General features: G+C 66.0%; 21 protein-coding genes and 1 pseudogene. 10 read left to right on the top strand and 12 right to left on the bottom strand.

Going from position 1 to position 23,730, the window contains the following annotated elements:
- Positions 1 to 32: 32 nt before the first annotated feature.
- Entirely contained in the window at positions 33 to 446 is a 414-nt protein-coding gene (locus JY96_RS09735) for an Hsp20/alpha crystallin family protein (protein ID WP_035042068.1), read from the bottom strand.
- A 277-nt stretch (positions 447 to 723) separates the two neighbouring features.
- Here JY96_RS09735 and JY96_RS23730 point away from each other — a divergent pair.
- Positions 724 to 1,427 (top strand): annotated as a pseudogene (locus JY96_RS23730) (alpha/beta fold hydrolase).
- 71 nt (positions 1,428 to 1,498) lie between these two features.
- A complete protein-coding gene (locus tag JY96_RS23550) occupies positions 1,499 to 2,347 on the top strand; it encodes a hypothetical protein (RefSeq protein ID WP_035036987.1) in 849 nt (282 codons plus the stop codon).
- 45 nt (positions 2,348 to 2,392) lie between these two features.
- Here JY96_RS23550 and JY96_RS09750 read toward each other — a convergent pair whose 3' ends face one another.
- The 6 genes from JY96_RS09750 to JY96_RS09770 all read right to left on the bottom strand — a co-directional run bounded on the left by JY96_RS09750 (position 2,393) and on the right by JY96_RS09770 (position 8,848).
- Complete coding sequence (locus tag JY96_RS09750; protein WP_035036988.1) at positions 2,393 to 4,702, bottom strand: hypothetical protein; 2,310 nt, start codon at positions 4,700 to 4,702, stop codon at positions 2,393 to 2,395.
- 15 nt (positions 4,703 to 4,717) lie between these two features.
- A complete protein-coding gene (locus tag JY96_RS23555) occupies positions 4,718 to 4,891 on the bottom strand; it encodes a hypothetical protein (protein ID WP_161784285.1) in 174 nt (57 codons plus the stop codon).
- Positions 4,892 to 5,027: 136 nt separating this feature from the next.
- Positions 5,028 to 6,506, bottom strand: a complete 1,479-nt coding sequence (locus tag JY96_RS09755) for a hypothetical protein (protein ID WP_035036989.1) — start codon at positions 6,504 to 6,506, stop codon at positions 5,028 to 5,030.
- A gap of 19 nt (positions 6,507 to 6,525) precedes the next feature.
- A complete protein-coding gene (locus tag JY96_RS09760; RefSeq protein WP_035036992.1) occupies positions 6,526 to 7,707 on the bottom strand; it encodes an MFS transporter in 1,182 nt (393 codons plus the stop codon).
- A gap of 9 nt (positions 7,708 to 7,716) precedes the next feature.
- Positions 7,717 to 8,205 carry a glutathione peroxidase gene (locus JY96_RS09765; RefSeq protein ID WP_035036995.1) on the bottom strand — a complete coding sequence of 163 codons (489 nt, stop codon included), beginning with the start codon at positions 8,203 to 8,205 and terminating at the stop codon, positions 7,717 to 7,719.
- Between the two features lie 67 nt (positions 8,206 to 8,272).
- Positions 8,273 to 8,848: a hypothetical protein gene (locus JY96_RS09770; RefSeq protein WP_152606435.1), complete on the bottom strand. Its 576-nt coding sequence runs from the start codon at positions 8,846 to 8,848 to the stop codon at positions 8,273 to 8,275.
- Positions 8,849 to 9,141: 293 nt separating this feature from the next.
- On the opposite strand from JY96_RS09770, the gene JY96_RS09775 reads away from it, so the two are divergent.
- On the top strand, positions 9,142 to 10,923 hold the full coding sequence (locus tag JY96_RS09775; protein WP_081961167.1) for an ATP-binding protein: 1,782 nt from the start codon (positions 9,142 to 9,144) through the stop codon (positions 10,921 to 10,923).
- A 44-nt stretch (positions 10,924 to 10,967) separates the two neighbouring features.
- On the opposite strand, the gene JY96_RS09780 is transcribed toward JY96_RS09775, so the two are convergent.
- From JY96_RS09780 to JY96_RS09795, 4 genes are all read right to left on the bottom strand, one after another.
- Positions 10,968 to 11,903: a M14 family murein peptide amidase A gene (locus JY96_RS09780; protein ID WP_235333892.1), complete on the bottom strand. Its 936-nt coding sequence runs from the start codon at positions 11,901 to 11,903 to the stop codon at positions 10,968 to 10,970.
- An 83-nt stretch (positions 11,904 to 11,986) separates the two neighbouring features.
- Positions 11,987 to 12,562, bottom strand: a complete 576-nt coding sequence (gene ruvA, locus JY96_RS09785) for a Holliday junction branch migration protein RuvA (protein WP_035036998.1) — start codon at positions 12,560 to 12,562, stop codon at positions 11,987 to 11,989.
- A gap of 10 nt (positions 12,563 to 12,572) precedes the next feature.
- Entirely contained in the window at positions 12,573 to 13,232 is a 660-nt protein-coding gene (locus JY96_RS09790; RefSeq protein ID WP_035037001.1) for a response regulator transcription factor, read from the bottom strand.
- A 36-nt stretch (positions 13,233 to 13,268) separates the two neighbouring features.
- A complete protein-coding gene (locus JY96_RS09795) occupies positions 13,269 to 15,398 on the bottom strand; it encodes an ATP-binding protein (protein WP_161784286.1) in 2,130 nt (709 codons plus the stop codon).
- Positions 15,399 to 15,498: 100 nt separating this feature from the next.
- Here JY96_RS09795 and JY96_RS09800 point away from each other — a divergent pair, with 100 nt between their 5' ends.
- Genes JY96_RS09800 through JY96_RS22170 form a run of 3 tightly spaced genes read left to right on the top strand, consistent with a single transcriptional unit; the run spans position 15,499 to position 18,567 of the window.
- Positions 15,499 to 16,596 (top strand): PhoH family protein, encoded by a 1,098-nt coding sequence (locus JY96_RS09800; RefSeq protein ID WP_369796139.1) that lies wholly within the window; start codon positions 15,499 to 15,501, stop codon positions 16,594 to 16,596.
- Positions 16,593 to 17,033 carry an rRNA maturation RNase YbeY gene (gene ybeY / locus JY96_RS09805; RefSeq protein ID WP_035037003.1) on the top strand — a complete coding sequence of 147 codons (441 nt, stop codon included), beginning with the start codon at positions 16,593 to 16,595 and terminating at the stop codon, positions 17,031 to 17,033. The genes JY96_RS09800 and ybeY overlap by 4 nt, the downstream gene beginning before the upstream one ends.
- Entirely contained in the window at positions 17,023 to 18,567 is a 1,545-nt protein-coding gene (locus JY96_RS22170) for a PAS domain-containing protein (protein ID WP_052162350.1), read from the top strand. Before ybeY ends, JY96_RS22170 begins: the two co-directional genes overlap by 11 nt.
- Before the next feature lie 30 nt (positions 18,568 to 18,597).
- On the opposite strand, the gene JY96_RS09815 is transcribed toward JY96_RS22170, so the two are convergent.
- Positions 18,598 to 19,284 carry a response regulator transcription factor gene (locus JY96_RS09815; protein WP_035037005.1) on the bottom strand — a complete coding sequence of 229 codons (687 nt, stop codon included), beginning with the start codon at positions 19,282 to 19,284 and terminating at the stop codon, positions 18,598 to 18,600.
- A gap of 341 nt (positions 19,285 to 19,625) precedes the next feature.
- On the opposite strand from JY96_RS09815, the gene JY96_RS09820 reads away from it, so the two are divergent.
- Genes JY96_RS09820 through JY96_RS09835 form a run of 4 tightly spaced genes read left to right on the top strand, consistent with a single transcriptional unit; the run spans position 19,626 to position 23,715 of the window.
- On the top strand, positions 19,626 to 20,810 hold the full coding sequence (locus tag JY96_RS09820; RefSeq protein ID WP_052162351.1) for a methyl-accepting chemotaxis protein: 1,185 nt from the start codon (positions 19,626 to 19,628) through the stop codon (positions 20,808 to 20,810).
- A 15-nt stretch (positions 20,811 to 20,825) separates the two neighbouring features.
- Entirely contained in the window at positions 20,826 to 21,194 is a 369-nt protein-coding gene (locus JY96_RS09825; RefSeq protein WP_035037008.1) for a response regulator, read from the top strand.
- The gene (locus JY96_RS09830) at positions 21,191 to 21,490 is read left to right on the top strand and encodes a lipid asymmetry maintenance protein MlaB (protein ID WP_035037011.1); all 300 of its coding nucleotides are present in this window, start codon (positions 21,191 to 21,193) and stop codon (positions 21,488 to 21,490) included. The genes JY96_RS09825 and JY96_RS09830 overlap by 4 nt, the downstream gene beginning before the upstream one ends.
- Entirely contained in the window at positions 21,487 to 23,715 is a 2,229-nt protein-coding gene (locus JY96_RS09835) for a chemotaxis protein CheA (protein ID WP_035037013.1), read from the top strand. The genes JY96_RS09830 and JY96_RS09835 overlap by 4 nt, the downstream gene beginning before the upstream one ends.
- Positions 23,716 to 23,730 lie beyond the last annotated feature (15 nt).

A 23,730-nucleotide genomic window follows, 5' to 3' on the forward strand; every position in this document is an offset into this window, starting at 1 on the left:
GCCTGGGCCGTGACACCCGGCCGTCACCCGGTTCAGTTGATGGTCAGCTTCTTGCCATTGGAAGCGGCCTTCTTGGGCAAGGTCAGCTCCAGCACACCGTTGTTGAACGAAGCGCTGGCCTTGCTCTCATCGATGTCGTGCGCCAGCTGGAAGGAGCGCGACACCTGGCCGTAATAGCGCTCGGAACGCAGCACACGCTCACCTTCCTTGACTTCCTTTTCCTGCTTGACCTCGCTGCTGATCGACACCTGGTTGCCTTCGATCTCGACGTGGATGTCTTCCTTCTTGGCACCGGGCATTTCCGCGTGCACGAGGTAGGCGCCCTCCTGCTCCTTCACGTCCATCTTGATCTGCTGCGGCGGCACGTTGGAGGGCAGGTCCATCGGCTTGACGAAGAAGCCGCGGAACAGTTCATCCATGGGGTTGTAACGGCTGATTTGGCTCATGACGATCTCCTGCAAGTGGGTTGGTATCGGGGCATGCACATGCCGATGAGGCCTAGATAAGTGGCGGGCTCATTTTTTCAAGAGCCCGCCCGACCCCGCCTTGACCTTGATCAAGGTCGATCAGCCAAGGCCCCTGACGCACAATCCAGGGCATTGCCAATTGCCTTGATGCCTGATGCCCTTTGCCACCGCCCAGGACGGTACCCGCCTGTACTACGACACCCTGGGCGACGGCCCGCCACTGGTCTTGATCAGCGGGCAGGCTTTCGACCACCACATGTGGGACGGTGTGCGCGAGGACTTCGCCGCGCACTGGCAGGTCATCGTGTACGACCAGCGGGGCACGGGCCAAAGCGACAAACCCAGGCAGGCCGCGTGGTCGACACGCGGCTTTGCGCACGATGTGATCAGCATCCTCGATGAACTGGGCGTCGCCCGGGCCCATGCCTATATGGCTTTTCCATGGGCGGGCGCATCGCGCAATGGCTGGGCATCGACCACGCGGCACGCGTGGGGGCACTGGTCCTGGGCGCCACCACGCCCGGCAACGCCCATGGCGTGCCGCGCTCACCCGAAGCCGATGCCGTGCTGCTCAGCGGCAACCAGACGGCGATGATGGACCTGCTGGTGCCACCCGACTGGCGCGCACAACACCCCGAGTGGCTCGCGATGATGGCCCACCGCGCCCACCACCCGATGCCCGGGCACGCGCAGCGCCTGCACTATCTGGCCAGCGAAGGGCACGATGCCTGGGCGCACTTGCCCGCCATCCAGGCGCCCACGCTGGTCATCCACGGGGATGCCGATGACATCAACCCCAGCGCCAACGGGGCCTTGCTCGCCCAACGGATCTCGGGCGCGCAGTTGCATCTGCTACCTGGCGCCCGGCACGGCTACTTCTGGCAAGCGCGGGCCGAGGCCAGTCAGGTCGTGATCGACTTCCTGAAAACCAAGGCGCCGCAGCCCTTTTCGGTGGTTTGAATGGTGCTCGGGGGCGCTATCGTCACCCCATGCAACAGCCAGAACGGACCGCAGGATCAGCCCTACCCGGCATGGGTGGAGCCCTGGTCCTGTCCATCCTGGCGCATGCGCTGGTGCTGGCCGGCTGGTTGTATGGCCAGCGCGCCCACGAGGCCCCCTCCAGCGTGGGGCAGAGGCGCGGCAGCCTGACTGTCACGCTGCTCGCGCCCGTGCCACCCTCGGCCAGACCGGCGCAGGCGACAGTGGCCGCCGACCTGCCAACGAGCCACCGCACCGCCAGGGCACAAGCACCCACCACGCATCACGCCGTCTCGCAGCAAACCGCCGCACGGCAGCTCCCCACACCGGCCTTACCCACACCCCTTGCCCCAACACCGGAGGCGCCCGCCGCCCCCTCGCCCGAGGCAATCGTGCCAGCCCTTGCCCAGGCCAACGCCGATGCGGCCTCCGCGCCTTCGGCAACCGCCCCTCCAGCCACCAGGGCCACGGCAGCGACATCAGCCGAACAGCCTGGTGCGCGTTTTGCCAACCTGTTTGCCCCCATCATCAGCCGCCCGCTGGGACACGGGCGCTGGAACGCGCCACAACCCCTGGTGCCCGCGCAGGCGGAGGCCGCCATGCAGCGGGAGCAGGCCATCCAGGGCACCCGCCAGGCGCTGACCAGCCGCGTCGAGGCCTTGAGGGCTCAACTGAGGGCCACCGCACTGACGGGCGCCTGCCAGATCCAGGTGTCGCTTGAGCGACAGGTCGCGCAACTCGATTGCACCGATGCCGGCGACCGGCAAAGGCTGGCGAGCCTTCTGCAGGGCATCGTCACCCTGCAAGCCGCGGCCACGGGTCTCGCCTATGACGCGTGCCTGAAGGTCTCCGCCACGGACATCCAATGGGCCACCTGCCCCACAGGCGAATCTGCCTCATGAAAAACGGCCCCGAAGGGCCGCTTGAACATACCCGCAGGGGCTGCTTTACTGCACGATGCCGTCGATCACCGATGGCTTGGTGCTGGCAGGCGTCGCTTCGGTACCCAGCGCGGTGCGGGCGTTGACATCCACCAAGGCACTGGTCGGCAGCGTCAGGCCGCTGGCGGCCGTCAAGGTCAGCGTATTGGACACCGTGCCGCAATTGACCTTGCCCAGGCGCAGTTCGCGCTCCAGGTACTTCACGTAGAAAGTGCTGGGCGTGCTGTCGGTGACCGAGGTGCCATCGATCATGTCGAAGGCCGGCACCCAACGTGCCGAGGGGCCACACTGCGTGGGCAGGTTCGTGTCGGGGCTCACGCAACTGCCTGGGATGCCCTGCAACTCACCAAAGCCGCTGAATTGCAGCTGCACCTTGTTGCCGTTGTAGTTGTCGGCCTGCGCGCCCTTGATGTTGTTCAGGCCACCCGTGTTGCCGGGCGTGTGCACGGCATTGAGCGTCAGCACCTTGGGTGGGTCGATCGTCACGCCGGCAGCGCCGAAGAACTTGTTCCACTGGTTCGGGCCGGTCTCCCATTGGTAGATGGTGCTGGCCTGCTCGATCAGGGACGAGCAATAGAAGTTGCCAGACGGATTGGCCACGCCGTTCGAATCGCACTTCACGCTGCTCAGATCGGCATCGGCCACCATGGAGCCGCTGTTGAGGCCCCACTGGTTGGCGCCCATGCCCGCCTTGCTGGCCACGGAGGCATCCGCATCGGCCGTGCCGTCATTGAGCATGCCCGCGTGGTAGGTGTAGGTGTAGCTGTTGGCACTGGGGCCCCAGGCGCCACTGTCCTTGAACGGTGCGCTGGCCAGCGTGGCCACGGGCGGGCTGCCCACGTCACTGACCAGGTTGCTGCCGGTCTTGGGGCACATGGTCACGCAGTTGAGCCCGATGTCGGCGGCGCCGGGGTCCACCACCTCGCGGGTACGGTAAGACACCGTGTCGGTCCCCACGAAGGCATGGCCCGTGGGCACGTTGATGCCGCCGTTGCCCCCACCCGATGGGAAGAAGATGGGCAGTGACATCACATGGTTGGCCGACAAGGCCGCTGCGTCCAGTGCAACCGGCGTGAACAAGGCGTGTGGCGCGCAACCGTTCTGGTCGCATTGCTGGTAGCCGATCGCGTTGAGCTGGCTACCGTCCCACTGCAATTCGTAAGACGTGTTGGCGGGCGCGGGGGTGCTGTTGGCATCGATCACACCGATCGCATTGGGCGACCAGTACATCATCGACACGTTCTTGAAGTCATCAAGCGTGCCATCGTGGCGCGTGAGCTTCCACAACTTGCCACCCTTTTGCACCGGCGTGATGGCCACATCCGACTCGCCCACGCGGCGCGTCAGGCTGCCGTGGCCGAGTGCGATTTCCGACATGGCCGAGTCAGGCAGCCACAGGCCCCAGAAACTCCAGAAGCCGTAGTAGGTGTCGCTGCCGTTCACGTACTTCACGGGGAAGCCGGGGTTGCCGATGTCCAGGCGGCTGCCGTCGCTGTTGTACGTGCCATAGCGCCAGGTGGACGAATGGCCATTGAGCTTGTTGCGGTCGAAGCAGACATCGGCGTTGCTGTCTTCCTTGCGGCGGAAGTTCGCCGAGTCAAAAGCGAACAGGTAGCTGTAGGCGCTGCCGTTTTCAGAACCGCTGATGGCGCCCGATCCCGCATCATTGGCCGGGTCGCTTTGCAACTTCAACTGCGTCAACGAGGGGCCGCCACCGCCGCCACCGTTGGACTCTTCCTGGTAGAAGCTCAGCCCGCTGGCATCCGACTTCAAGGAGCCTTTGAACATGCAGGTGCCAGGCATGCCCTCGGGCTCGCCGCAAAAGTACATCGAGAACAAGCCATTGGGGTTGGTGTCCGACTTGCCCGCCGTGGCCACCACGTAGGCGTAGATGGTCATCTTCTGGGGTGAGCCACCGTTTTCCTGCTCGTCATGCAACCAGGCCTTGATGATCAGCGGGTCATCCACCGATGCCTGGGTGGACTCCACCACGCTGGACATGTAGTTGGTGGCGTTCGAGGCGCCGGCACTGGTGCTGGTGGACTTGCTGCTGTCACCGCGGCCCTCGCACTTGCCCTGGTCGATCAGGGCCACATACGGCCCCTGGTTGACCATCGCATCACCCCGCATGCTGCCGATGATGCACATGATCATGTTGACGGTGCCAATGCGGTCACCCACCCTGTCCTGCACCCAGGTGTTCTGCTTGTCGGTGACATAAGCACCACTGCTGGGTGGCGTGGCGGCCGCGATCTGGGCCGCACCAGCGGCCAGCAGGCTCAAGGCAAAGGGCGCGCCCTTGCGAAATAGCGTCATGGTGAACTCCCTGGATCAGTGCGCGGAAACCACCTGCACCGAGGAGGGCAGGGTGATGTTGGAGGTGGTCACGGTTGCGCCGCCCCCACCGCCGGAAGACGCCGAAGTGTCGCCACCACCGCCACCACCGCATGCCGACAACAACACGGCTGTCAGAACCACCCCCAGACCCAGGAAAAAACGACGCATAAACCCTCCAGGCGCGGACACGCGCAACCAATCGTTCTGGCTATTTCGTCCAGACGTTTGTCCGCTTTAGTGGGTGCCACCGAATTGGCACGGTCGTTCGTGAACTACGGGCGTAATCCCCTGCAGGTGGCTTGCCTCAACGCTGCCCCACCCCGAAGCTGCGCGTCCAACTGATGTCCAGCACCCGGCTGTTGAGCCCGGCATGCTGGCCCCGGATGCGGCCCGCCCCCAGCTGCCACTCGCTGCCCGGGTCAAGCGACAGGCCCAGGTAGGCCATGCCCTGCGCCACCGCGCCGCCCTGGTTGGCGACACCACCGCCGCCAGCGGCACCCGCCAGCAACTCGGCCGACAGGCGCCAGCCTGAGTCGCTCAGGTCGGTCTGCACCCCGGCCCCCGCCAGCCCCACGGAATAGGCGCCAGCCTGGCCAGCCACCGCGCTGTGCGCCTGCCCGGTCACGTAGACATTCGACCCCACCAGGCGCTTGAGCTTGATGCCCACGGTGTCCAGATCCAGTTGGCGCCCATCCTTGCGCGCGGCTTTGCGCACGTGCTGCACGCTGCCCGACCAGGCCAGGCCGACCACGGGCGCGTCCTGGGGTGCGCCTGGGTGGTCCAGCTGCAGGCCCACTTGCCACTGGGCGTAACGGGCGTTGTAGGCACCGCTGCCGGAACGCACGGCCCCGGCTTCGAAGCCGACAAAGGCATCGCGCCCCAGCTCCCAGCGCAGCACCCCGGCCGCCTTGCCAAGCGTGCCGCCGCCGGTTTCCACCGCGCCGCCCCCGCCCAGCCCCAGGGCCACGCGGGCCCCCAGGTACAGATCGCTCAAACCGATGGCCGAAGCCGAGGTTTCCCAACCGCCCGTTCCCAGGATCTCCATGTAGCCGTCGGCCCCGCCATGCGTGGCGGCCGCTGTCTCGACACCCCAATACATATTGGGCCCCAGGCGGCGCTCCGCACGCACGCCCACCAGCCGCACCGTGCTGGCCGGCACGCTCTGGCGCGCCCTCACATGCAGCTGCGCGCTGTCCAGCATCAGCCGGTCAAAACCCAGGCCGGTGTGCTCGGCGGTGGACAGCTTGTGGCCCACCTCGCCCACATCAAAGTAGCGGAAGCGCCCGTCCCAGCTGAGCACCAGCCCGATCTGGCGGCTGCTGATGCGCCCACTGGGCATGTTCACGCTGGACACGCTCAGCCCGGTCTGCACACCGCCCCAGTCATACGACAGGCTGGCCGAGGGCATCAGCATCAAGCCGCCGCCAACCGGCGCGCCACCACCACCGCCACCGCCCATCAGCAAACCCAGTTGCGCCACCCAGTTGTCGGTGGAATGCCAGCGCCGTGCCACCTGAGCACCGAGCACGAAGAAGCCGCCGCGCTGCCCCGTGGCCGCCCCCACCACCGCCGGCCCGACCCACCAGTCATAGGCGGGCTCGAACAGGAGGCTGGTCGTGACCAGGCCCAGCCGCTCGCGGCCTCCACCCGCCCTGTCGATGTGGGCGGGATCGAGCCGCATCTCCAGCGACATCTTCAGCTGCTCGGTTTGCGCGCACGCGGCACCGGCCGCCAGCAACAAGGACAAGGACAAGGCGGTGAGCCTGGAGGCAGAACAAGGCATCGTGATCAAGGGCCGTGTCTCAGGTTGTCGATGGCGGGGCGGACCTGGGCACCCACCAGGCCATCAGCACAGCCGACAACCCCGCGCACGCCGCCCCGAATTCAAAGGCCGCGGTGGCCGACCAACCCTGGTAGAGCCAGCCGAAACACCAGGAGGCGGGCAGCAGCATGATGCCCGCGGCCAGGTTGAACCAGCCGTAGGCCGTGCCCTGTTGCCCCGGCTCGGCCAGGTCGGCCACCAGGGCCTTTTCCACGCCTTCGGTGGCGGCCAGGAACAGGCCGTACAAGGCGAACAACAGCCACAGGGACCAGTCCGCGCGCGCCTGCCAGGCCAGTGCCAGGTAGACCAGGCCATACGCCGCGTACCCCCCTACCAGCAGGCGGTGACGCCCGACCTTGTCCGACCAGGCTGACAGCGGAGCCGCCCCCAGCATGGCCACCACCGACACCAGGCCCCACAACAAGGGCACGTGCGCCTGGGCCACGCCCAGCTCGCGGGCGCGCAGCAGCAGGAACATATTGGACGAATTGCCCAGCGTGAACAGCGCCACCACCAGCAGGTAACGTTTGAACCCGCCAGACAGCCCCCGCCAGTGCCAGCTGCGGCGGCTGGGCGCCGGGCGCCCGTCTGGCGCCTCTTTCAGGCCAAACGTCATGACCAGGCAGATCAGGGCGGGCAACAGGGCCCAGGCAAACACCTGCTGCAAAGGCATGCCGGCACCCAGCATCGCGGCCGCCACCAGCGGGCCGATCACGGCGCCCGCGTTGTCCAGCGCCCGCTGTACCCCAAAGGCCAGCCCGCGGTGTTCGGCCACCACGCTGCCAGCCAACAGCGCATCACGCGGTGAGGTGCGCAAGCCCTTGCCAATGCGGTCGCTCAAGCGGATGAGCAGCACCCACAACCAGCTGCCGGCCAGGGCCAGCAAGGGTCGCCCGAAACCGGCCAGGCCGTAACCCACCATCACCCAGGGCCTGGCGCGCCGGGTGCGGTCCACCAGCACGCCCGAAAACAGCTTGAGCAGGGCCGCCGTGGCTTCGGCCAGCCCTTCGATCAGCCCCAGCGCACGCGGCCCGGCCATCAGCACCGAAGCCAGGTACAGCGGCACCAGCGGGTAGACCATGTCGCTGGCACTGTCGTTGACCAGCGAGATCAGCCCGATCAACCAGACCGTGCGTGGCAGCTTGAACAGGGCGGCCCACATGCGCGGGGGTCAGCTCGCGGCCAGCGCTTTGTCGATGTCGGCCATCAAGGCCTTGGGCGTGTCGGTGGGGGCATAACGCCCGAGCACCCGGCCATCACGGCCGATGAGGAACTTGGTGAAGTTCCATTTGATGGACTTGGTGCCCAGGATGCCCGGCGCTTCCTTGACCAGGTACTGGTAGAGCGGGTGGGCGTTGGGGCCGTTGACGTCGATCTTGGCCATCATCGGGAAGCTCACCCCGTAGTTGAGCTGGCAGAAGGACGCGATCTCGCTGTTGTCGCCCGGGTCCTGCCCGCCAAACTGGTTGCACGGGAAGCCCACGACGGCCAGGCCCTTGGGGCCCAGCTCCTTCCACAACTTTTCCAGGCCTTCGAACTGCGGCGTGAAACCGCACTTGCTGGCCGTGTTGACGATCAGCAGCACCTTGCCCCGGTACTGATCCAGCTTCACGGCTTCACCGGTGATGGTCTGCGCTTCAAAGTCGTAAACAGAGGTCATGTCAGAAAGGCCCAGGTTGGAGGATGCGGCAGGTTAGCGCAAGGCGCGTCCGTCGGCCCGCCAGGGGTCAACGGGAAATCAGCGCACCGGCCGCTTCACCCGCAGGCTGCAGCGGCCCCAGCGGGTTGGACTGGCGCTCCGTCTGCTTGATCTGAGGCTCGCCACCATAGTTGCGAAACAGCACCACGCCATCGCGCACGACCACCAGGCCCTGGAAACGCCAGCCGGTGATCTCGGTGCGGCGGCGGAAGTTGAGGAAGTCGGCCCAGAAGCTGCCCTCGCGGTGGCTGACCTGGCGCCCGAAACTGAACTCATACGCGCGACAGGCCTGGCGCGATTCGATGCAATCGCGGATGCCAGGGTCCAGCATGTCCAGCGGCACACTGGGGTTGGGGGCCAGGCGGGCAATCACCTCCGGATACGGGATCTGGCGCACATTGGCCGTGTCGTGCACGTCAAAGCCCAGGTCTTTGAGCTGACTGGTGGTGGTCTGATACGGCTTGACCCGCTCGATGGCATCACGGGCGTCCTCAAAGCTGCCAAAACCCGACAACACGTCGGTGCTGCCACGCGGCAACAAACTGCTACAGGCGGTGAGCAGCAGCATCAGGATCGACAAAAGGCAAACGCGCAAACTGGCCATGGCACCCATCTACAAATGACCGACACGGCGACCCACGCCATGCATGGGGCAATGTAGCGCATGGGGCCGCCATCTTGCCCGTGCGGGGCCCCGGGCGGCATTCCGCTTAATGCGTCGTGCAAGTCACAACGGCCGAGTAAACACCGAGCGAAACACGTGGTCAAATCGGTCAGAAGTCCCTACACTGGAACGCCCCAGGCGCTGAAATCCGGTTGGTTGTGGTCTTCGGCGCAGGCTTGTTTAAAGCCCATGAAAGCTGTCAAGACGATGGGCCACAAACAGAGGAGCACGCCATGCCAGACATCCGCTCTGCGTCCCCTGACGACACACCTACCCCACCCCCTGCCGGACTGGCCGACTCGGCCACATGGCGCCCCGCCAACGTACGCCGCTCACTACCCGTGGGCGTTTCCGACACCATGGCCGACGACGCACAACGCCTTCTCGACGAACTCCAGCTCCGCCACGACGCATTCGAACAACAAGGCCAGGTGATGCGCCAGTTGCAGGCTGCCCTGCAACGCGCCCAGGCCACCAACCAGGAACTGGCCCTGGTGGCCGACCGCGTCACCGACGCCATCCTGATCTGCGACGCGCAACGCTGCATCAGCTGGGTCAACCCGGCTTTCACCCGCCTGACCGGTTTCGCGCTGACCGAATGCCACGGGCAGTTGCCCGAAGAGCTGCTCAGCGGCCCGCACACCGACCCGGCCACCATCACCCGCATCAACCAGGTGCTGGCGCAAGGCGGCAGCATCGAGAAGCTGGAGGTCTGCCACCACCGCAAGGATGGCGAGCCCTTCTGGGTGGCGCGCTCGGTGCAGCCCGTGCACGGGCCTGAGGGCCAGATCAACCGCTACATCGAGGTGCTGACCGACATCAGCGACAAGCGCCGCGCCGATGTGGAACACGCCAAGCGCCTGGAAGCCGAAGTGGCCCTGGCCACCAAGGTCGAGTTCCTCTCGCGCATGAGCCACAGCATGCGTTCGCCGCTCAACGCCATCCTGGGCTTCACGCAGTTGCTCGACATGGCCGATGACTCGCAACTGCCCGAGGCGCAACGCCGCCAGATCGGCCACATCCACACCGCCGGGCAGCAACTGCTGTCGCTGCTGGACCAGGCCCTGGAGTACGCCAAGCTGGACGACAAGCCCCTTGGCATCCGCCCGCAGCGCGTCGAGTTGTCGGTGCTGCTGCGCGAAGTGCGCGCTGCCCTGGAAGACGACGCCCTGGCGCACGACATCACCGTGGTGGTGGACAGCCAGTGCCCGGCCGTCTGGGCCGACCCGCAGCACACCCGCGCCATCTTGATGAACCTGATGAGCAATGCCATCAAGTTCAGCCCGCAGGGCTCCACCATCTGGCTGCAAGGCCGCGTGGGCCAGGAAGAGCGCGTGGGCATCATCGAGGTGCGTGACCAGGGCTTTGGCATCGAGCAAAACGACCTGCCGCGCCTGTTCCAGCCCTTCACACGCCTGGACACCGCACCGGGCAAGCCCTCGGGCAACGGCCTGGGTCTGGCCGTGTCGCAACGCCTGGCCGAGCTGATGCACGGCCGCATCGACGTGACCAGCACCCTGGGCAAGGGCAGCGTGTTTGCTTTGCGCCTGCCACTGGCCGAGGGCCCGGGCAGCCTGCGCTCCAACGTGAACCGGGGCAGCAATGAACCCGCCGTGATGCTGCCGCCGCTGCGTGTGGTGCACATCGAGGACAACGCCTTGAACCGCAGCCTGGTGGAAGCCATGTTCGCGGCCTACCCGCAGGTGCGGCTGTATTCGGCCGAAACAGCGGCCGAAGGGCTGGCCAGCATCGAGGCCACGCACCCGGATGTGGCGCTGGTGGACATCAACTTGCCGGATGGCTCAGGGCTGGACTTGTGCCGGCGCCTGCGCACGCAGCCCGACTTCAAGAAACTGCCGCTGATCGCACTTAGCGCGGATGCCCTGCCTGACCACATTGCCAAGGCGCTGCAGACGGGCTTCAGCCATTACCTGGTCAAACCGCTGCAGATCAACCGGTTGTTGCAGATCCTGGCGGCACTGCCGAGTGCGCAGGCTTCAGGGCCGACGCGTTGAGCGCACTGGGCTGATGCTGGTCCGCGTGGGTGGAGGCGCAAACCTCAACCCGCCCCCAGCCGCTCCGCCGTCCAGCGCAAGAGATCCAGCCACATCTGCCGGATCTCCGCTTCCTGAGGCGTGCGCAAGGCACTGGGCAGCTCGATGGTCACCACCGGCACCTTCTTGTGCACCCCGCCATAGTTACCCAGGCTGCCCGGGAAGATGCCGACCTGATCCAGGTACAGCCGCCCCAGGCGCTGAGGGGGCACCGTCGGGCCGTCAAAGTCCAGCACCCCATAGGGCGCATGCACCGACACGATCAGGTTGGGCTTCCAGCGCTCCATCTCGTCGAACAACCACTTCGACTCCGGCTCAGACAAGGGCTTGGGCCCCGGGTAGCGGCGCGGGTCCTTTTGCGTGCGCTGGTTCCAGTAGACCGGCGCCTCCTTGTCCCAGTTGGGCGTGGGGAAGTTGCGGTTGAGGTCCACCCCACGGGCGTTGGTGCGCGTGGGCCTGTCCAGCAGCATGCCGTCCGGGTTCATCAAGGGCACAAAACGCCAGTGGATGTTGGAAGGCGTCTCCGTGGCGGCCTTGATCCAGTGCATCACCAGCGAGGTGGACGAGAGTTCGTCCCCATGGATACCGCCGATCACCAGCACGCGCAAATGCGCGTTGGCCGAGATCACGTCACGCTGAAACAAGGGGCGCCCCTGCGCCGACCTGGCGTTGATGGGGACCAACTGGGCCTTGGCGCACACCGCAGCAGGCAGATTGGGCAGACGCCGCGTCATGTCCTGGCAGAACGCCTGCGGCGTCGCGTGCACCGGCACCATCTTGGCCGGCGGCCTGGAGGGCGCCTTGACCGAGGTCATCGCCCAGGCGGGCGCAGGCGACATGAGCGGCATCACCGCGCACAAGCCCGCCAGCCACCAAGCGGGCTGCCGGGCCGATCGCCACACGGCGCGCGCTCGCGCACCCTTCACAAGTCGGGAAAACATGCCGTCCAAACCAGGGAAATCACAAGGCTGCATAAGCTGCCTATCATGCCCTGAAACGGGGCGTGCCCCGCGTGAACAGCGCCTCAACGCGCCAGGGATTTCAACGCTTGCTTGATCCCGTCGCTCACCGACACATCCGCCGGCAGGGCCTTGAGCGCCAGTTGCGCCTCCTTGTCGGAGTAACCCAGCGCGATCAAGGCCTGCAGGATGTCGGCCTGGTTGTCGCTGGTGGCGGCAAAACCCGGCGTGGCCAGCACCGGTGCCAGCTTGCCCTTGAGTTCGAGCAGCAGGCGCTCGGCGGTTTTTTTGCCGATGCCTGGCACCTTGACCAGGCGGCTGGTGTCCTGCGCGGCCACGGCCTGGGCCAGCTCGTTGGAGTTCAGGCCTGAGAGCAGCGCCAGCGCGATGCGCGGGCCCACGCCGCTGATCTTGATCAGCTCGCGGAAGGACTCGCGCTCCATGGCCGTGAGGAAGCCATACAGCAGCTGCGCGTCCTCGCGCACGATGAACTGGGTCAGCAAGGTGACCTTGGCGCCCAGCTCAGGCAGGTTGTAGAAGGTGCTCATGGGCACCTGCACTTCGTAGCCGACGCCATTGACGTCGACCAGCACAAAGGGCGGCTGCTTCTCGGCGAGCAGCCCCGTCAGACGAGCGATCATGAACAGCTACTCAGCGACGGAACAGCCCCAGGCGCTGCGCTTCCAGTGCGGCTTCGGCGCGCGAAGACACATTGAGCTTGCGGTAGATCTGCTTCACATAGTCGGCAATCGTGTGGCGCGACAGGTTCAGCTGCTGGCCGATCTCGGGCAGCGTGAAGCCCTTGGCCACGCGCAGCAGCACCTCGTTTTCACGGTCGGTGAGCTGCACGTGCGGCGTCACCGTGTCAGGCTGGATCGGTTGCTGGCGCGCTTGCGCGGTGAAGTACTGGATCACGCGGCGCGCGATCGAGGGCGACAGCGGCGGCTCGCCCTGGCTGATGCGGTGCAGCTGCTCGGCCAGTTGCTCGCGCGACTGCTCTTTGAGCAGGTAGCCGAAAGCCCCTGCCTGCAGTGCAGGGAAGAGGTGGTCGTCATCGTCATGGATGGTCACCACCACGGACTGCACATCGGGCTGCTTTTCGCGCAAGGCCTGCACCACCTCGACGCCGGAGCCATCAGGCAGCCCCAGATCGACCATGGCCACGTCAAAGCGCACGGCGTTGACCAGCTCCAGTGCGTCATGGATGCGCGAAGCTTCGCTGATCTGCGCGCCTGGAAACACCTGAAGCGCCAGGGTCTTGAGCCAGACGCGGATTTCGGGCAGGTCTTCAAGTAAGAGGATTTGCTTCATGGTGGACGGGCCTCACTTCAAATAGGGATGCTGGGATCAATGTCCACGTGCAATATGCCGCATGCTAGCAGTGCCGGGGCTTCCCGGCAGCGCAGCAGGCAACACTTGTTGCATGGTGGCGATTTCAAGCGGCAGCGTCAGCCGGATCACGGTGCCAAAGCCCGGACCGGATTCCACCAGACACTGCCCACTCAACTGTTTGGCACGGTGCTTCATGCTGGTCATGCCGTGGCCGCGATCCAGGCGGCCATCAAGCTCCAGCGGGATGCCCTTGCCGTTGTCCTGGATGACGAGCACGAAGTCGTGGTGCTCCAGGTGCACCTCGGCTGAGATGACCACGTGCGACGCACCGCTGTGCTTGATCACGTTGCTGACGGCTTCCCTCAGGATACGCGTGGTCTGCACATAAGTCCGTGACGAAAGTGGTTCTTCGATCACATCGTTGGGGTTGCGCCATTCGCATTCGATGCCGGCCTGGCCCAGGCGGGACACCACCTCGGCACGCCAGTCAGCCAGCGCATCGGACAACACCATGGGCTTGCCCGTGAGGCCGCGCACCGACAGGCGCATCTCTTCCAGCGCCTCGCGTGCGAGCGTCGAGATGCGGTCGTTGTCGGACGTGTGCACGATGGTCAGCAGCTTGGCGCCCAGGTCGTCGTGCAGGTCGGCGGCGATGCGCTTGCGCTCCTTCTCGGCGATCTGCTCGACGCGCAGCTCGGCAATCTGGTTGAAGTTGCGCTCGATCTCGCCGGAGATCTCCTGCACGCGGCGCTCCAGCTGCTTGCGCGCGCCTTCGGCGGTCTGCAGGGCCTTGGCATACACCTGGATCAGGCGCACGGCCACCGCGGCGTACAGCAGCGGCATCACGAAGTGGGTCACGTGCACGCCCCACATCTTGACCAGCCCGCTCTGGAAGCTCAGCTCGATGCCCAGCACGGCCGCCACCACACCCAGCGCGGCACTCATCAGCCAGAACTCGGTGCGGCGGTTCTTGCCCGCCACCCACAGGAAGAAGCCGATGGTGATGAACAGCTCGATGGCAAACAGCACGTACCAGATGCGCGCGCCGATGAACAGCCGGTCCGTGCCCATCAACAGCAGGCTCACGGGCAGCAGCACACATTGCGCCCACAGCACGGCATTGAGCTGGCGGCGGCGCGCCCCACGGTTGACCGCGCCCATGCTCTGCCCGGCATAACCCAGCAGGAACTTGATGGCGCAGGCCGTCATGGGTGCGAACATCATCGCGATCAGCACCTCGACGCCGGCATTGGGGATGAGCACCTCGCTGAGCCACATGCGCCCGGTCATCATCGACCAGCCGATGGTCAGCAGACCAAAGTACAGCAGGTAATCCAGGCGGCGCACCCAGGCCAGGCCCAGCGCAAAAATGCCCAGCACGGCCAGGATGCCACCCAGCACCTGCGAGACGGTGGTCGTCCAGAACTCCTGCTGCTCATACAGCTCGCGGATTTCTTGCAGCGGCCCGATGCGCACGGCGCTCAGCCCACCCGCGCGCTGGCGCGCCGTCACCCGGTTGATCGGGTAGCCCACCACCTTGAGGTCCAGTTCATTGCCATGCTCGCGCAGCAGGTGCGAAGGCAGGGTCACCACGTGCGAACGGTAGCAGTTGCGCGCATACGGCTCACTCATGCGCCCACCGCGGTACAGCAACTGCCCGTTGAGGAAGACCTCGACATTGGAGCAGGCCCGCTCGATCTGCACGGCCATGATCTGGTCCGGCCCCGGCAGCGTGCCCGTGTCGAAGTTGAAGCGGTACCAGATCGCGCCCTGGTAACCCGGCTGGCTCTTGGACCACTCGTCCGGCAGCGTCATCAACTGCCCGGCCTGCCCGGCGGGGAAGCGCGAGGCGTTGCTGCGCACGGCCCAGGCCTGGTCCAGCGATTGCACCTCGTTGTCGGCCGACATGGCCGCCACGATGGTCGAGGGATGGCTCAGGCGCACGGTTTCGCGGTTGAGCGCCACCATGACATAGGCCACCACCACGGCCAGCACCAGGCCGAGGCCCAACAACAGCCACAAACGGCGCACCTGGGCCGCCTGCACGCCCACCGAGCCGGAGGGCACACCCTCGGAACCGGTATCGGTATCAGCAGACCTCGACCTTTGGGCCCAGGATTGCCACCAGCGATGCAACTTGCTCAAGGAAGACTCCAAAGCCCATCGCGCACACCATGTGCGCGAAGACCTGGCGATTTTCGCAAGATATGTCACATGGTGAAGCCTCCGGCAGGAGACAATTTGCATGCTTTCTCTCCATTCCGGGGCTTTCATGCAACTGCGGCACAGCTTTTCTCCCCCTGACAACACCCGCCTGGCCCACTTGTGCGGCCCGCTGGACGAACACCTGCGCACCATCGAGGCGGCCTTCGGCGTGACCATGACGCGGCGTGGCGAGCAATTCCGCATCGAAGGCGCACGCGGCGTGCCCCAGCAGGTGGTCGAGTTGCTGGATTCGCTGTACGCGCGCAGCGCCAAGCCCATCAGCGCCGAGCTGGTGCAGCTGGCCATCACCTCCAGCCTGGCGGCCCAGCAGCGCGCCCGCCACCCTCAAGCGGCCGGCGCGGAGCACGCAGAGCCCCTGCCCGACGAAGAAGCCGACGGCCCCACCCTGCACACCCGCCGTGCCGACCTGCATGGCCGCACGCCCAACCAGGTGCAGTACCTGCGCCAGATCCTGTCGCACGACCTGAGCTTCGGCATCGGCCCAGCCGGCACCGGCAAGACCTTCCTGGCGGTGGCCTGCGCGGTCGATGCCCTGGAGCGCAGCGCCGTGCAGCGCATCGTGCTGACTCGCCCGGCGGTGGAGGCCGGTGAACGCCTGGGCTTCCTGCCCGGGGACCTGACCCAGAAGGTGGACCCGTACCTGCGCCCACTGTACGACGCGCTGTATGACCTGATGGGTTTTGACCGCGTCACCAAGGCCTTCGAGAAAGGCCTCATCGAGATCGCCCCGCTGGCCTTCATGCGCGGGCGCACGCTCAACCACGCCTTCGTGATCCTGGACGAAGCCCAGAACACCACGCCCGAGCAGATGAAGATGTTCCTCACCCGCATCGGCTTTGGCGCGCGCGCCGTGGTGACCGGTGACGTGAGCCAGATCGACCTGCCCCGTGGCGCCAAAAGCGGCCTGATCGACGCCGAACGCATCCTCAAGCGGGTCAAGGGCGTGGCCTTCACGCGCTTCACCTCGGCCGACGTGGTGCGCCACCCGCTGGTGGCCCGCATCGTGGAGGCCTACGATGCAGCCCAGTCTGCCGAACCCGACCCGGGCAGCACCAGCCGCCAAGGCCGCCCAGGCACCAAGCCCCCGACCGAACCTTCTGCCGACGACCACGCATGAAACCGACCCTGAGCCTGAGCCTGCAATTTGCCGACAAGCGCCACCGCGACACCCTGCCCCGCCACAAGGTGGCCCGCTGGCTCAAGGCGGCGCTGGACACCGATGCCGAGTTCGCCGTGCGCCTGGTGGACGAAGAAGAGGGCCGCGCCCTCAACAAGGACTTCCGCAAGAAGGACTACGCCACCAATGTGCTGACCTTCGATTACGCACAGGAGCCCGTGGTCATGGCCGACCTCATCATCTGCGCACCGGTGATCGAGCGCGAAGCCGATGAACAGGGCAAGACACTGGAGGCCCACTACGCCCACATGCTGGTGCACGGTGCCCTGCACGCGCAGGGTTGGGACCACATGAAGAAGAAGGAGGCCGAAGCCATGGAGGCACGTGAACGCGAGATCATGGCCGCCCTGGGCTTCGACGACCCGTATGGCGACTGACACCCCACCGCTGCCGCAGCCCCTGCCTCCCATCGACCCCGAGGACGTCAACCGGCACATGCGTCGGGTGGTCGACCACCTGCCGTCCATGCTGGCCTACTGGGACAAGGAGCTGCGCTGCCGCTTCGCCAACAAGGCCTACAAGACCTGGTTCGGCCTGTCACCCGAGCAGATCATCGGCATCCACATGCCCGACCTGCTCGGCCCGCGCCTGTTCCCCCTCAACGAGCGCTACGTCCGCGGTGTGCTGGGCGGCCAGGAACAGGTCTTCGAACGCGTGGTGCCGGGCCCCGACGGCGTGCAGCGCCACAGCCTGGCGCACTACATCCCCGACATCGTCGATGGCGTGGTGCAAGGTTTCATGGTGCAGGTCACCGAGATCACGCACATCAAGGCCGTGGAGATGGCCTTGCGCGACAGCGAGGCCTTCCTGGACCGCACGGGGCGCGTCGCCTGCGTGGGCGGCTGGGAGGTCGACCTGCTCACCAGCACGCACAAGTGGTCGGACCAGGTTTGCCGCATTTACGAGGTGCCGCTGGGGCATCAGCCCTCCCGCACGGAGGCGATGGCGTTTGTCGCGCCGGAGGCCCGCGAGGAAGCGAGCAAGCTGGTCGAGCACACCATCGCCACCGGCCAGCCCTGGGACACGGTGCTGCCCGTGATCACGGCCAAAGGGCGCCCGATCTGGGTGCGCAGCTTCGGTGAGGTCGCGTACACGGATGGCAAACCCGTGCGGTTGTTTGGCGCCGTACAGGACATCACCGAGTTGCGCCAGCGCGAGGCCGAGCTGCACCAGGAGCAGACGCTGCGCAAGCGCATCGAGCAGCAGGTGCAGGAGCTCGACCGCCTGCTCAAGGAGCGCAGCGAGATGCTGGATGTGCTGGCCCATGAGGTCAGGCAGCCGCTGAACAATGCTTCAGCCGCCCTGCAAAGCGCACAGGCGGCGCTGGCGGCCGTGAGCGACCACGCCGCCGCACAACGTGTCACTCGGGCCCAGAACGTGATGCGCCAGGTGATGGCCAACATCGACAACACCCTGGCGGTGGCCGCCCTGCTGGCACGCGCCACCCCGGCCAGTTGCCAGGACACCGACATCGACACGCTGCTGGCCGTGGCCATCGCCGACATGCCCCTCGAGCAACAGGCCCGCGTCCACATCGTCCGCGAGACCAGCACGCGCACCGCCATGATGGACATGAGCCTGATGCGGCTGGCGCTGCGCAACCTGCTGTCCAACGCCTTGAAGTTCAGCCCGGCCGACAGACCGGTCACGATCCGGATCAGCGACTCGGACGAGCCACTGGCCCTGGTCATCGATGTGAAAGACGAAGGCCCCGGGGTGGAGGCCACCGTGCTGCCGGCCTTGTTTGAACGGGGCGCGCACGGCCACCACGCCCACCAGACCGGCCACGGCCTGGGGCTGTACATCGTCAAGCGGGTGATGGAGTTGCACGGCGGCCAGGTCAGCCTGCTCGACAACGGGCCGCAAGGTGCGACCCTGCGCCTGATGCTGATCCAGACGCCCGGGCACTGAGGCCGAGCGGGCTCAGCCGGCCAGGCTGCGTCAGACCGCCGTCAGGGGCGCGCGGAACACATAACCGACGCGCGAGCGGGACTGCAGGGGCACCAGCAGCGGTGTGGCACGCTCGATGCGCCGGCGCAGGCGGTAGATGGTGGCGTTGAGGCCGTCGGAGGCGTCCTGGTCATCGGGGCGGCCGATGCGCTGGCGCAAGGTCTCGCGGCTGACGACTTCACCTTGCGCTTCGATGAAGCACTCCATGAGCGCCTGGTCGATGTCGCTGAGGTCAACCCGTGCGCCATCAGGCGCCACGAGCTGGCCGGTGCGGCGCTCCAGGCGCCACTCGCCCTGGGTGTGGCTGATGGCGCCCACGCGCCGGTGCACGGCCTTGATGGCCAGCACCACCTGCTCGAACTGAACAGGCTTGGTCAGGTACATGTCGGCGCCGGCGCTGATGACGTCCTTGAAGACATCGGGCGCCAGGCGGCCCGACACCACCAGCAGGCCGGCACTGGTACGGCGGCGCAGCAACTTGATGAGGTCCACCCCGTCGATGCCCGGCAGCATCAGGTCCACCAGGTAGAACTGGTAGCCGTAGGGATCGGCGTGCACCAACAGGTCGTTGCTGTCGGAAAAGACGTCGACACGCACGCCCTGCTCCTGAAGGTACTGCGCCAGGAACTCTGCGTACTCCTTGTCGTCGTCAATCAGAGCAAGTGATTTGGGAAGCATGACTGCATGGAAATAGCTGATCCATGGGATTAAAGCACAGGCTTATTCACCAGAAAGTCGCAATATTCACGACAAATACCCCGCCAATAATGGCTTTCAACACAAAGCGCCAAGTCAATCACTTATTACTATCGGCAATCTTTTGTCACCGCGCCAGACACAGTTGTAGCCAAAACCGTGCGAAATGCACCATGCATGGCCGTTGGCATTGGGGTTTTACAAGCCGCCAGACGCGCCATATTGCACGCAGCTTGAAATATTGCTGAAAAGCGGCAATCAGCCCTTCAAGACCCTCGCGCTTTTGACGAATAGCACCTACGCCTATTCGCAGGAGCATCAATATGGGACTGACAGCTGCGGCGGTCGCACCAGTCGGTGAGGACAAATCGCACACGTCACCCTTGTGGCAAGGGCTGTCCATCGCCACACTGGGAACGCTGAGTATTCACCTGTCACTGGCCACGCCTTCCATGGCCTGGCCCATCACGCTGGTCTTTGCCGCACTCAGCTTGCTGTTGTGCGGCGCTTTGCCTGGCATGAAGCGGCGCGTGCGCCGCGAGGCGGCCAGCCCGTCGCAGGCCGCGGCGTCGGCACCCGATGCACCCGTCAAGGCCTTGTGCACGGCCGTGCTGCCGATCTGGTCACGGCAAATGCATGCCGCGCGTCAGCAACTGACGCATGCGATGGACGTGCTGACGCAGCGCTTTGCGGGCATGTCGCAGCGCCTGTGCTCCACCATCGACCAGTCCACCCAAGGCGGCCAGGACGGCGACCTGGTGCAGGCCCTGTCGGACGCGCAAAGCCAGCTGACCGGCCTGCTGCACGACCTGCGCGCCGCGCTGGAGCTACGCGGCCAGTTGCTGCACGAGGTGGTGGCCGTCACCCAGTTTGTCGGCCAGTTGCAGGACATGGCCACCGAGGTGGGCGCCATCGCCCGCCAGACCAATCTGCTGTCCATCAACGCGGCCATCGAGGCCGCTCGCGCGGGTGAAAGTGGCCGCGGTTTCGCCGTGGTGGCCAAGGAGGTGCGCCTGCTGTCGCACGAGTCGGGCCAGACGGGTGAGCGCATCAGCCAGGTCATCGGCCAGGTCAGCGAGGCCATCAACCGCGCCCGCAACAGCTACGACACGTTCACCGAGCACGACAAGGCCCTGATGGGCAAGGCCAGCACGACCATCGAAGGCGTCGTGCAGCGCATCAATGCCACCGCCAGCGATGTGATCGCCAGCACGCAAAGCCTGATGCAGGAAAGCCAGACCATCCGAGAAGAGATCAACGAGGTGCTGGTGGCCGTGCAGTCCCAGGACCGCATCAGCCAGATGCTGCAGCACACCTGCGCGAACCAGGAGCTGCTGCTGACGGCGATCAACACGGGGCGTGACCTGCGCGCCACCGAGTGGCTGGATCAGCTGCGCGCGACCTACACCACCCCTGAAGAGCAGGCCGCGCACGACGGCCGTCCCATCGAGCTACCGCAATTGATGAGCGCCGCCAGTGCGGCCGACGATTCCACCACTTTCTTTTAAAGGGATGTCCAGATCATGAGCAAAACCATTCTTGTTGTGGATGACTCCTCGTCGCTGCGCACGGCCGTGCGCATCGCCCTGACCGGCGCGGGCTTCGATGTGGTCGAGGCCGAAGACGGCAAACAGGCCCTGACCAAGCTGGACGGCCGCAAGTACCACCTGGTCATCAGCGACGTGAACATGCCCAATCTGGACGGCTTCGGCTTTGTCACGGCGATGAAGCAGATGGCGGCCTACAAGTACACCCCGGTGGTGATGCTGACCACCGAGACCGGCGACGACAAGAAGGAAAAGGGCAAGGCCGCTGGCGCCAAGGCCTGGATCGTCAAGCCCTTCATGCCGCCTCAGCTGCTGAGCGTGGTCTCCAAGCTGGTGATGCCATGAGCGCGCCGCTGAAGATCGAGGGCGAGCTCACGGTGTTCACCGTGCACGAGCTCAAGACCCGCCTGCTGGCCGCCCTGGGCGAAGGGCAAGCGCTGCAGATTGACCTGGGTGGCGTGTCGGAAGTCGATGGCGCGGGCATCCAGCTGCTGCTGGCCGCGCAACGCGAGGCACGCAAGCACGGCTCGGCCATCACGCTGCTGGCCGCCCCACCCCAGGTCGAAGAGGCGCTGAAGCTGACCGACCTGACCCATGAGTTTGACGCCTGCGGCGCCGAGCAGCTGGAGCACACAGCATGAAAATGGACGAAGCCCTGCAGGCCTTCATCACCGAAAGCCGCGAACTGCTGGAACGCATGGAAGAGGCCTTGCTGCACATCGAGCAGCAACCCGATGATGCGGAAACCATCAACGCGATCTTCCGCGCGGCCCACACGATCAAAGGCTCGGCCGGCATCTTCGGCCTCAACGACATCGTGGCCTTCACGCATGTGGCCGAGAACGTGCTCGATGACGTGCGCAAAGGGCGCATCCGCTTTGATGGCGCGCTGGCCAACCTCTTCCTGGCGGTGGCCGACCACATCCACGCGCTGGTCGAGCTCATCGCCAATGAGCTGGAGGCCGACGAGGCCTGCACCCGCGCGGGCGCCAGCCTGACGGCGCGCATGGAAGCCGTGCTGCGCGCCGCCGGCTCCCCCGGCGCGAGCGCCCACCAGCCAGAGGCCACGCCCGCTGCCCCGCATGACGCGCCAGCACAGGCTGCAGGCGCCGAGCCCGGTCGTGTCGACACCGACAACTGGCACATCTCGATCCGCTTTGGCCGCGACACCATGCGCGAGGGCTTCGACCCCTTGAGCTTCGTGCGCTTCCTGACCACGCTGGGCGAGATCGTGCACATCGTCACCCTGGTGGAGAACGTGCCGCCGCTGTCCGAGCTGGACCCCGATGAATGCCACCTGGGCTTCGAGATCGGCTTTCGCAGCCAGGCCGACAAGGCCAGCATCGAAGGCGCCTTCGAGTTCGTGCGCGAGGACAGCCAGATCCGCATCCTGCCGCCGCGCAGCCGGATCAGCGAGTACACCGACCTGATCGCCGCGCTGCCCGAGTCCGACCTGCGCCTGGGCGAGATCCTGATCCGCTGCGGCACGCTGACCCGTGCCGAGCTGGACGCAGCCCTGGATGAACAGACCGTGTCCGGCCACGAAGGCCGCCCCGTCGAGCCGCTGGGCCAGATGCTGATCGAGCGCGCGCAGGTGCACCCCGATGTGGTGGACGCCGCCCTGGTCAAGCAAAGCAAGGCGCGTGAATCCCGCCAGAGCGACACCAACCTGTTGCGCGTGGACGCAGCCAAGCTGGACCACCTGATCGACCTGGTCGGTGAGCTGATCATCGCGGGCGCCGGTGCCCACCTGATCGCGCGCAAGCACAAGATCAAGGACCTCACGCAAGCCACCTCGGCCGTCAGCCGCCTGATGGAAGAGGTGCGCGACTCGGCCCTGAACCTGCGCATGGTGCAGATCGCTGGCACCTTCAACCGCTTCCAGCGTGTGGTGCGTGACGTCAGCCAGGAACTGAACAAGGACATCGCCCTGAAGATCAGCGGCGCCGAGACCGAACTCGACAAGACCGTGGTGGAAAAGCTGGCCGACCCGCTGACCCACCTGGTGCGCAACGCCATGGACCATGGCATCGAATCGGCCGAGCGTCGTGCAGCAGCAGGCAAGCCTGCCCAAGGCACGGTCAGCCTGCATGCGCAGCACGAGGCCGGCCAGGTGGTCATCGAAGTCAGCGACGACGGGGGTGGCCTGGCCAAGGAACGCATCCTCAAGAAGGGCATCGAGCGTGGCCTGGTGGCCCCGGACGCGGTGCTCAGCGACAAGGACATCTTCAACCTGGTGTTCCAGCCGGGCTTCTCCACGGCCGAACAGGTCAGCAACCTCTCGGGCCGCGGTGTGGGCATGGACGTGGTCAAGCGCAGCATCAATGCCTTGCGCGGCACCATCGACCTGCGCAGCACCGAGGGCGTGGGCACCACCGTGTGCATCCGCCTGCCGCTGACGCTGGCCATCATCGACGGCTTCTTGCTGGGTGTGGGCAAGTCCTCTTACGTGGTGCCTTTGAGCATGGTGGTGGAGTGCATCGAGATGTCGCGCCAGCAAGCCACCGACAAGGACTGGCTGGACCTGCGCGGCGAGGTGCTGCCCCTGGTGCGCCTGCGCGAGCTGTACGAGATCGAAGGCGAGCCCGGCCGCCGCCAGAACGTGGTGGTGGTGCAAGGTGGTGGCAAGCGCGTGGGCCTGGTCGTGGACCAGCTCATGGGCGAGTTGCAGACCGTCATCAAGCCGCTGGGCAAAGTGTTCCAGCACGTGCGCGGCGTGGGCGGCTTCACCATCCTGGGCAGTGGCGCCGTGGCGCTGCTGCTCGACGTGCCCAACCTGGTCAACCAGGTCACCCAACAGAGCGAGGCGGGGTTCCACCCCAGGCAGCTGCCCGCTCGTCGAGCGGCCCTGCAAGACGCTGAATAAGCCAGCGCGCCACCC

It is taken from the genome of Aquabacterium sp. NJ1 (assembly GCF_000768065.1).
Lineage (GTDB): Bacteria > Pseudomonadota > Gammaproteobacteria > Burkholderiales > Burkholderiaceae_C > Aquabacterium.

What these genes read in the sequence shown, in the direction of transcription:
- JY96_RS09800 (WP_369796139.1), top strand. Translation starts at nt 15,499, where the DNA reads ATGCTTTCTCTCCATTCCGGGGCTTTCATGCAACTGCGGCACAGCTTT.
- JY96_RS22170 (WP_052162350.1), top strand. Translation starts at nt 17,023, where the DNA reads ATGGCGACTGACACCCCACCGCTGCCGCAGCCCCTGCCTCCCATCGAC.
- JY96_RS09830 (WP_035037011.1), top strand. Translation starts at nt 21,191, where the DNA reads ATGAGCGCGCCGCTGAAGATCGAGGGCGAGCTCACGGTGTTCACCGTG.
- JY96_RS09755 (WP_035036989.1), bottom strand. Translation starts at nt 6,506, where the DNA reads ATGCCTTGTTCTGCCTCCAGGCTCACCGCCTTGTCCTTGTCCTTGTTG.
- JY96_RS09735 (WP_035042068.1), bottom strand. Translation starts at nt 446, where the DNA reads ATGAGCCAAATCAGCCGTTACAACCCCATGGATGAACTGTTCCGCGGC.
- JY96_RS09750 (WP_035036988.1), bottom strand. Translation starts at nt 4,702, where the DNA reads ATGACGCTATTTCGCAAGGGCGCGCCCTTTGCCTTGAGCCTGCTGGCC.
- JY96_RS09825 (WP_035037008.1), top strand. Translation starts at nt 20,826, where the DNA reads ATGAGCAAAACCATTCTTGTTGTGGATGACTCCTCGTCGCTGCGCACG.
- JY96_RS09765 (WP_035036995.1), bottom strand. Translation starts at nt 8,205, where the DNA reads ATGACCTCTGTTTACGACTTTGAAGCGCAGACCATCACCGGTGAAGCC.
- ruvA (WP_035036998.1), bottom strand. Translation starts at nt 12,562, where the DNA reads ATGATCGCTCGTCTGACGGGGCTGCTCGCCGAGAAGCAGCCGCCCTTT.
- JY96_RS23555 (WP_161784285.1), bottom strand. Translation starts at nt 4,891, where the DNA reads ATGCGTCGTTTTTTCCTGGGTCTGGGGGTGGTTCTGACAGCCGTGTTG.
- ybeY (WP_035037003.1), top strand. Translation starts at nt 16,593, where the DNA reads ATGAAACCGACCCTGAGCCTGAGCCTGCAATTTGCCGACAAGCGCCAC.
- JY96_RS09835 (WP_035037013.1), top strand. Translation starts at nt 21,487, where the DNA reads ATGAAAATGGACGAAGCCCTGCAGGCCTTCATCACCGAAAGCCGCGAA.
- JY96_RS23550 (WP_035036987.1), top strand. Translation starts at nt 1,499, where the DNA reads ATGGGTGGAGCCCTGGTCCTGTCCATCCTGGCGCATGCGCTGGTGCTG.
- JY96_RS09780 (WP_235333892.1), bottom strand. Translation starts at nt 11,903, where the DNA reads ATGTTTTCCCGACTTGTGAAGGGTGCGCGAGCGCGCGCCGTGTGGCGA.
- JY96_RS09820 (WP_052162351.1), top strand. Translation starts at nt 19,626, where the DNA reads ATGGGACTGACAGCTGCGGCGGTCGCACCAGTCGGTGAGGACAAATCG.
- JY96_RS09775 (WP_081961167.1), top strand. Translation starts at nt 9,142, where the DNA reads ATGCCAGACATCCGCTCTGCGTCCCCTGACGACACACCTACCCCACCC.
- JY96_RS09770 (WP_152606435.1), bottom strand. Translation starts at nt 8,848, where the DNA reads ATGGCCAGTTTGCGCGTTTGCCTTTTGTCGATCCTGATGCTGCTGCTC.
- JY96_RS09790 (WP_035037001.1), bottom strand. Translation starts at nt 13,232, where the DNA reads ATGAAGCAAATCCTCTTACTTGAAGACCTGCCCGAAATCCGCGTCTGG.
- JY96_RS09815 (WP_035037005.1), bottom strand. Translation starts at nt 19,284, where the DNA reads ATGCTTCCCAAATCACTTGCTCTGATTGACGACGACAAGGAGTACGCA.
- JY96_RS09760 (WP_035036992.1), bottom strand. Translation starts at nt 7,707, where the DNA reads ATGTGGGCCGCCCTGTTCAAGCTGCCACGCACGGTCTGGTTGATCGGG.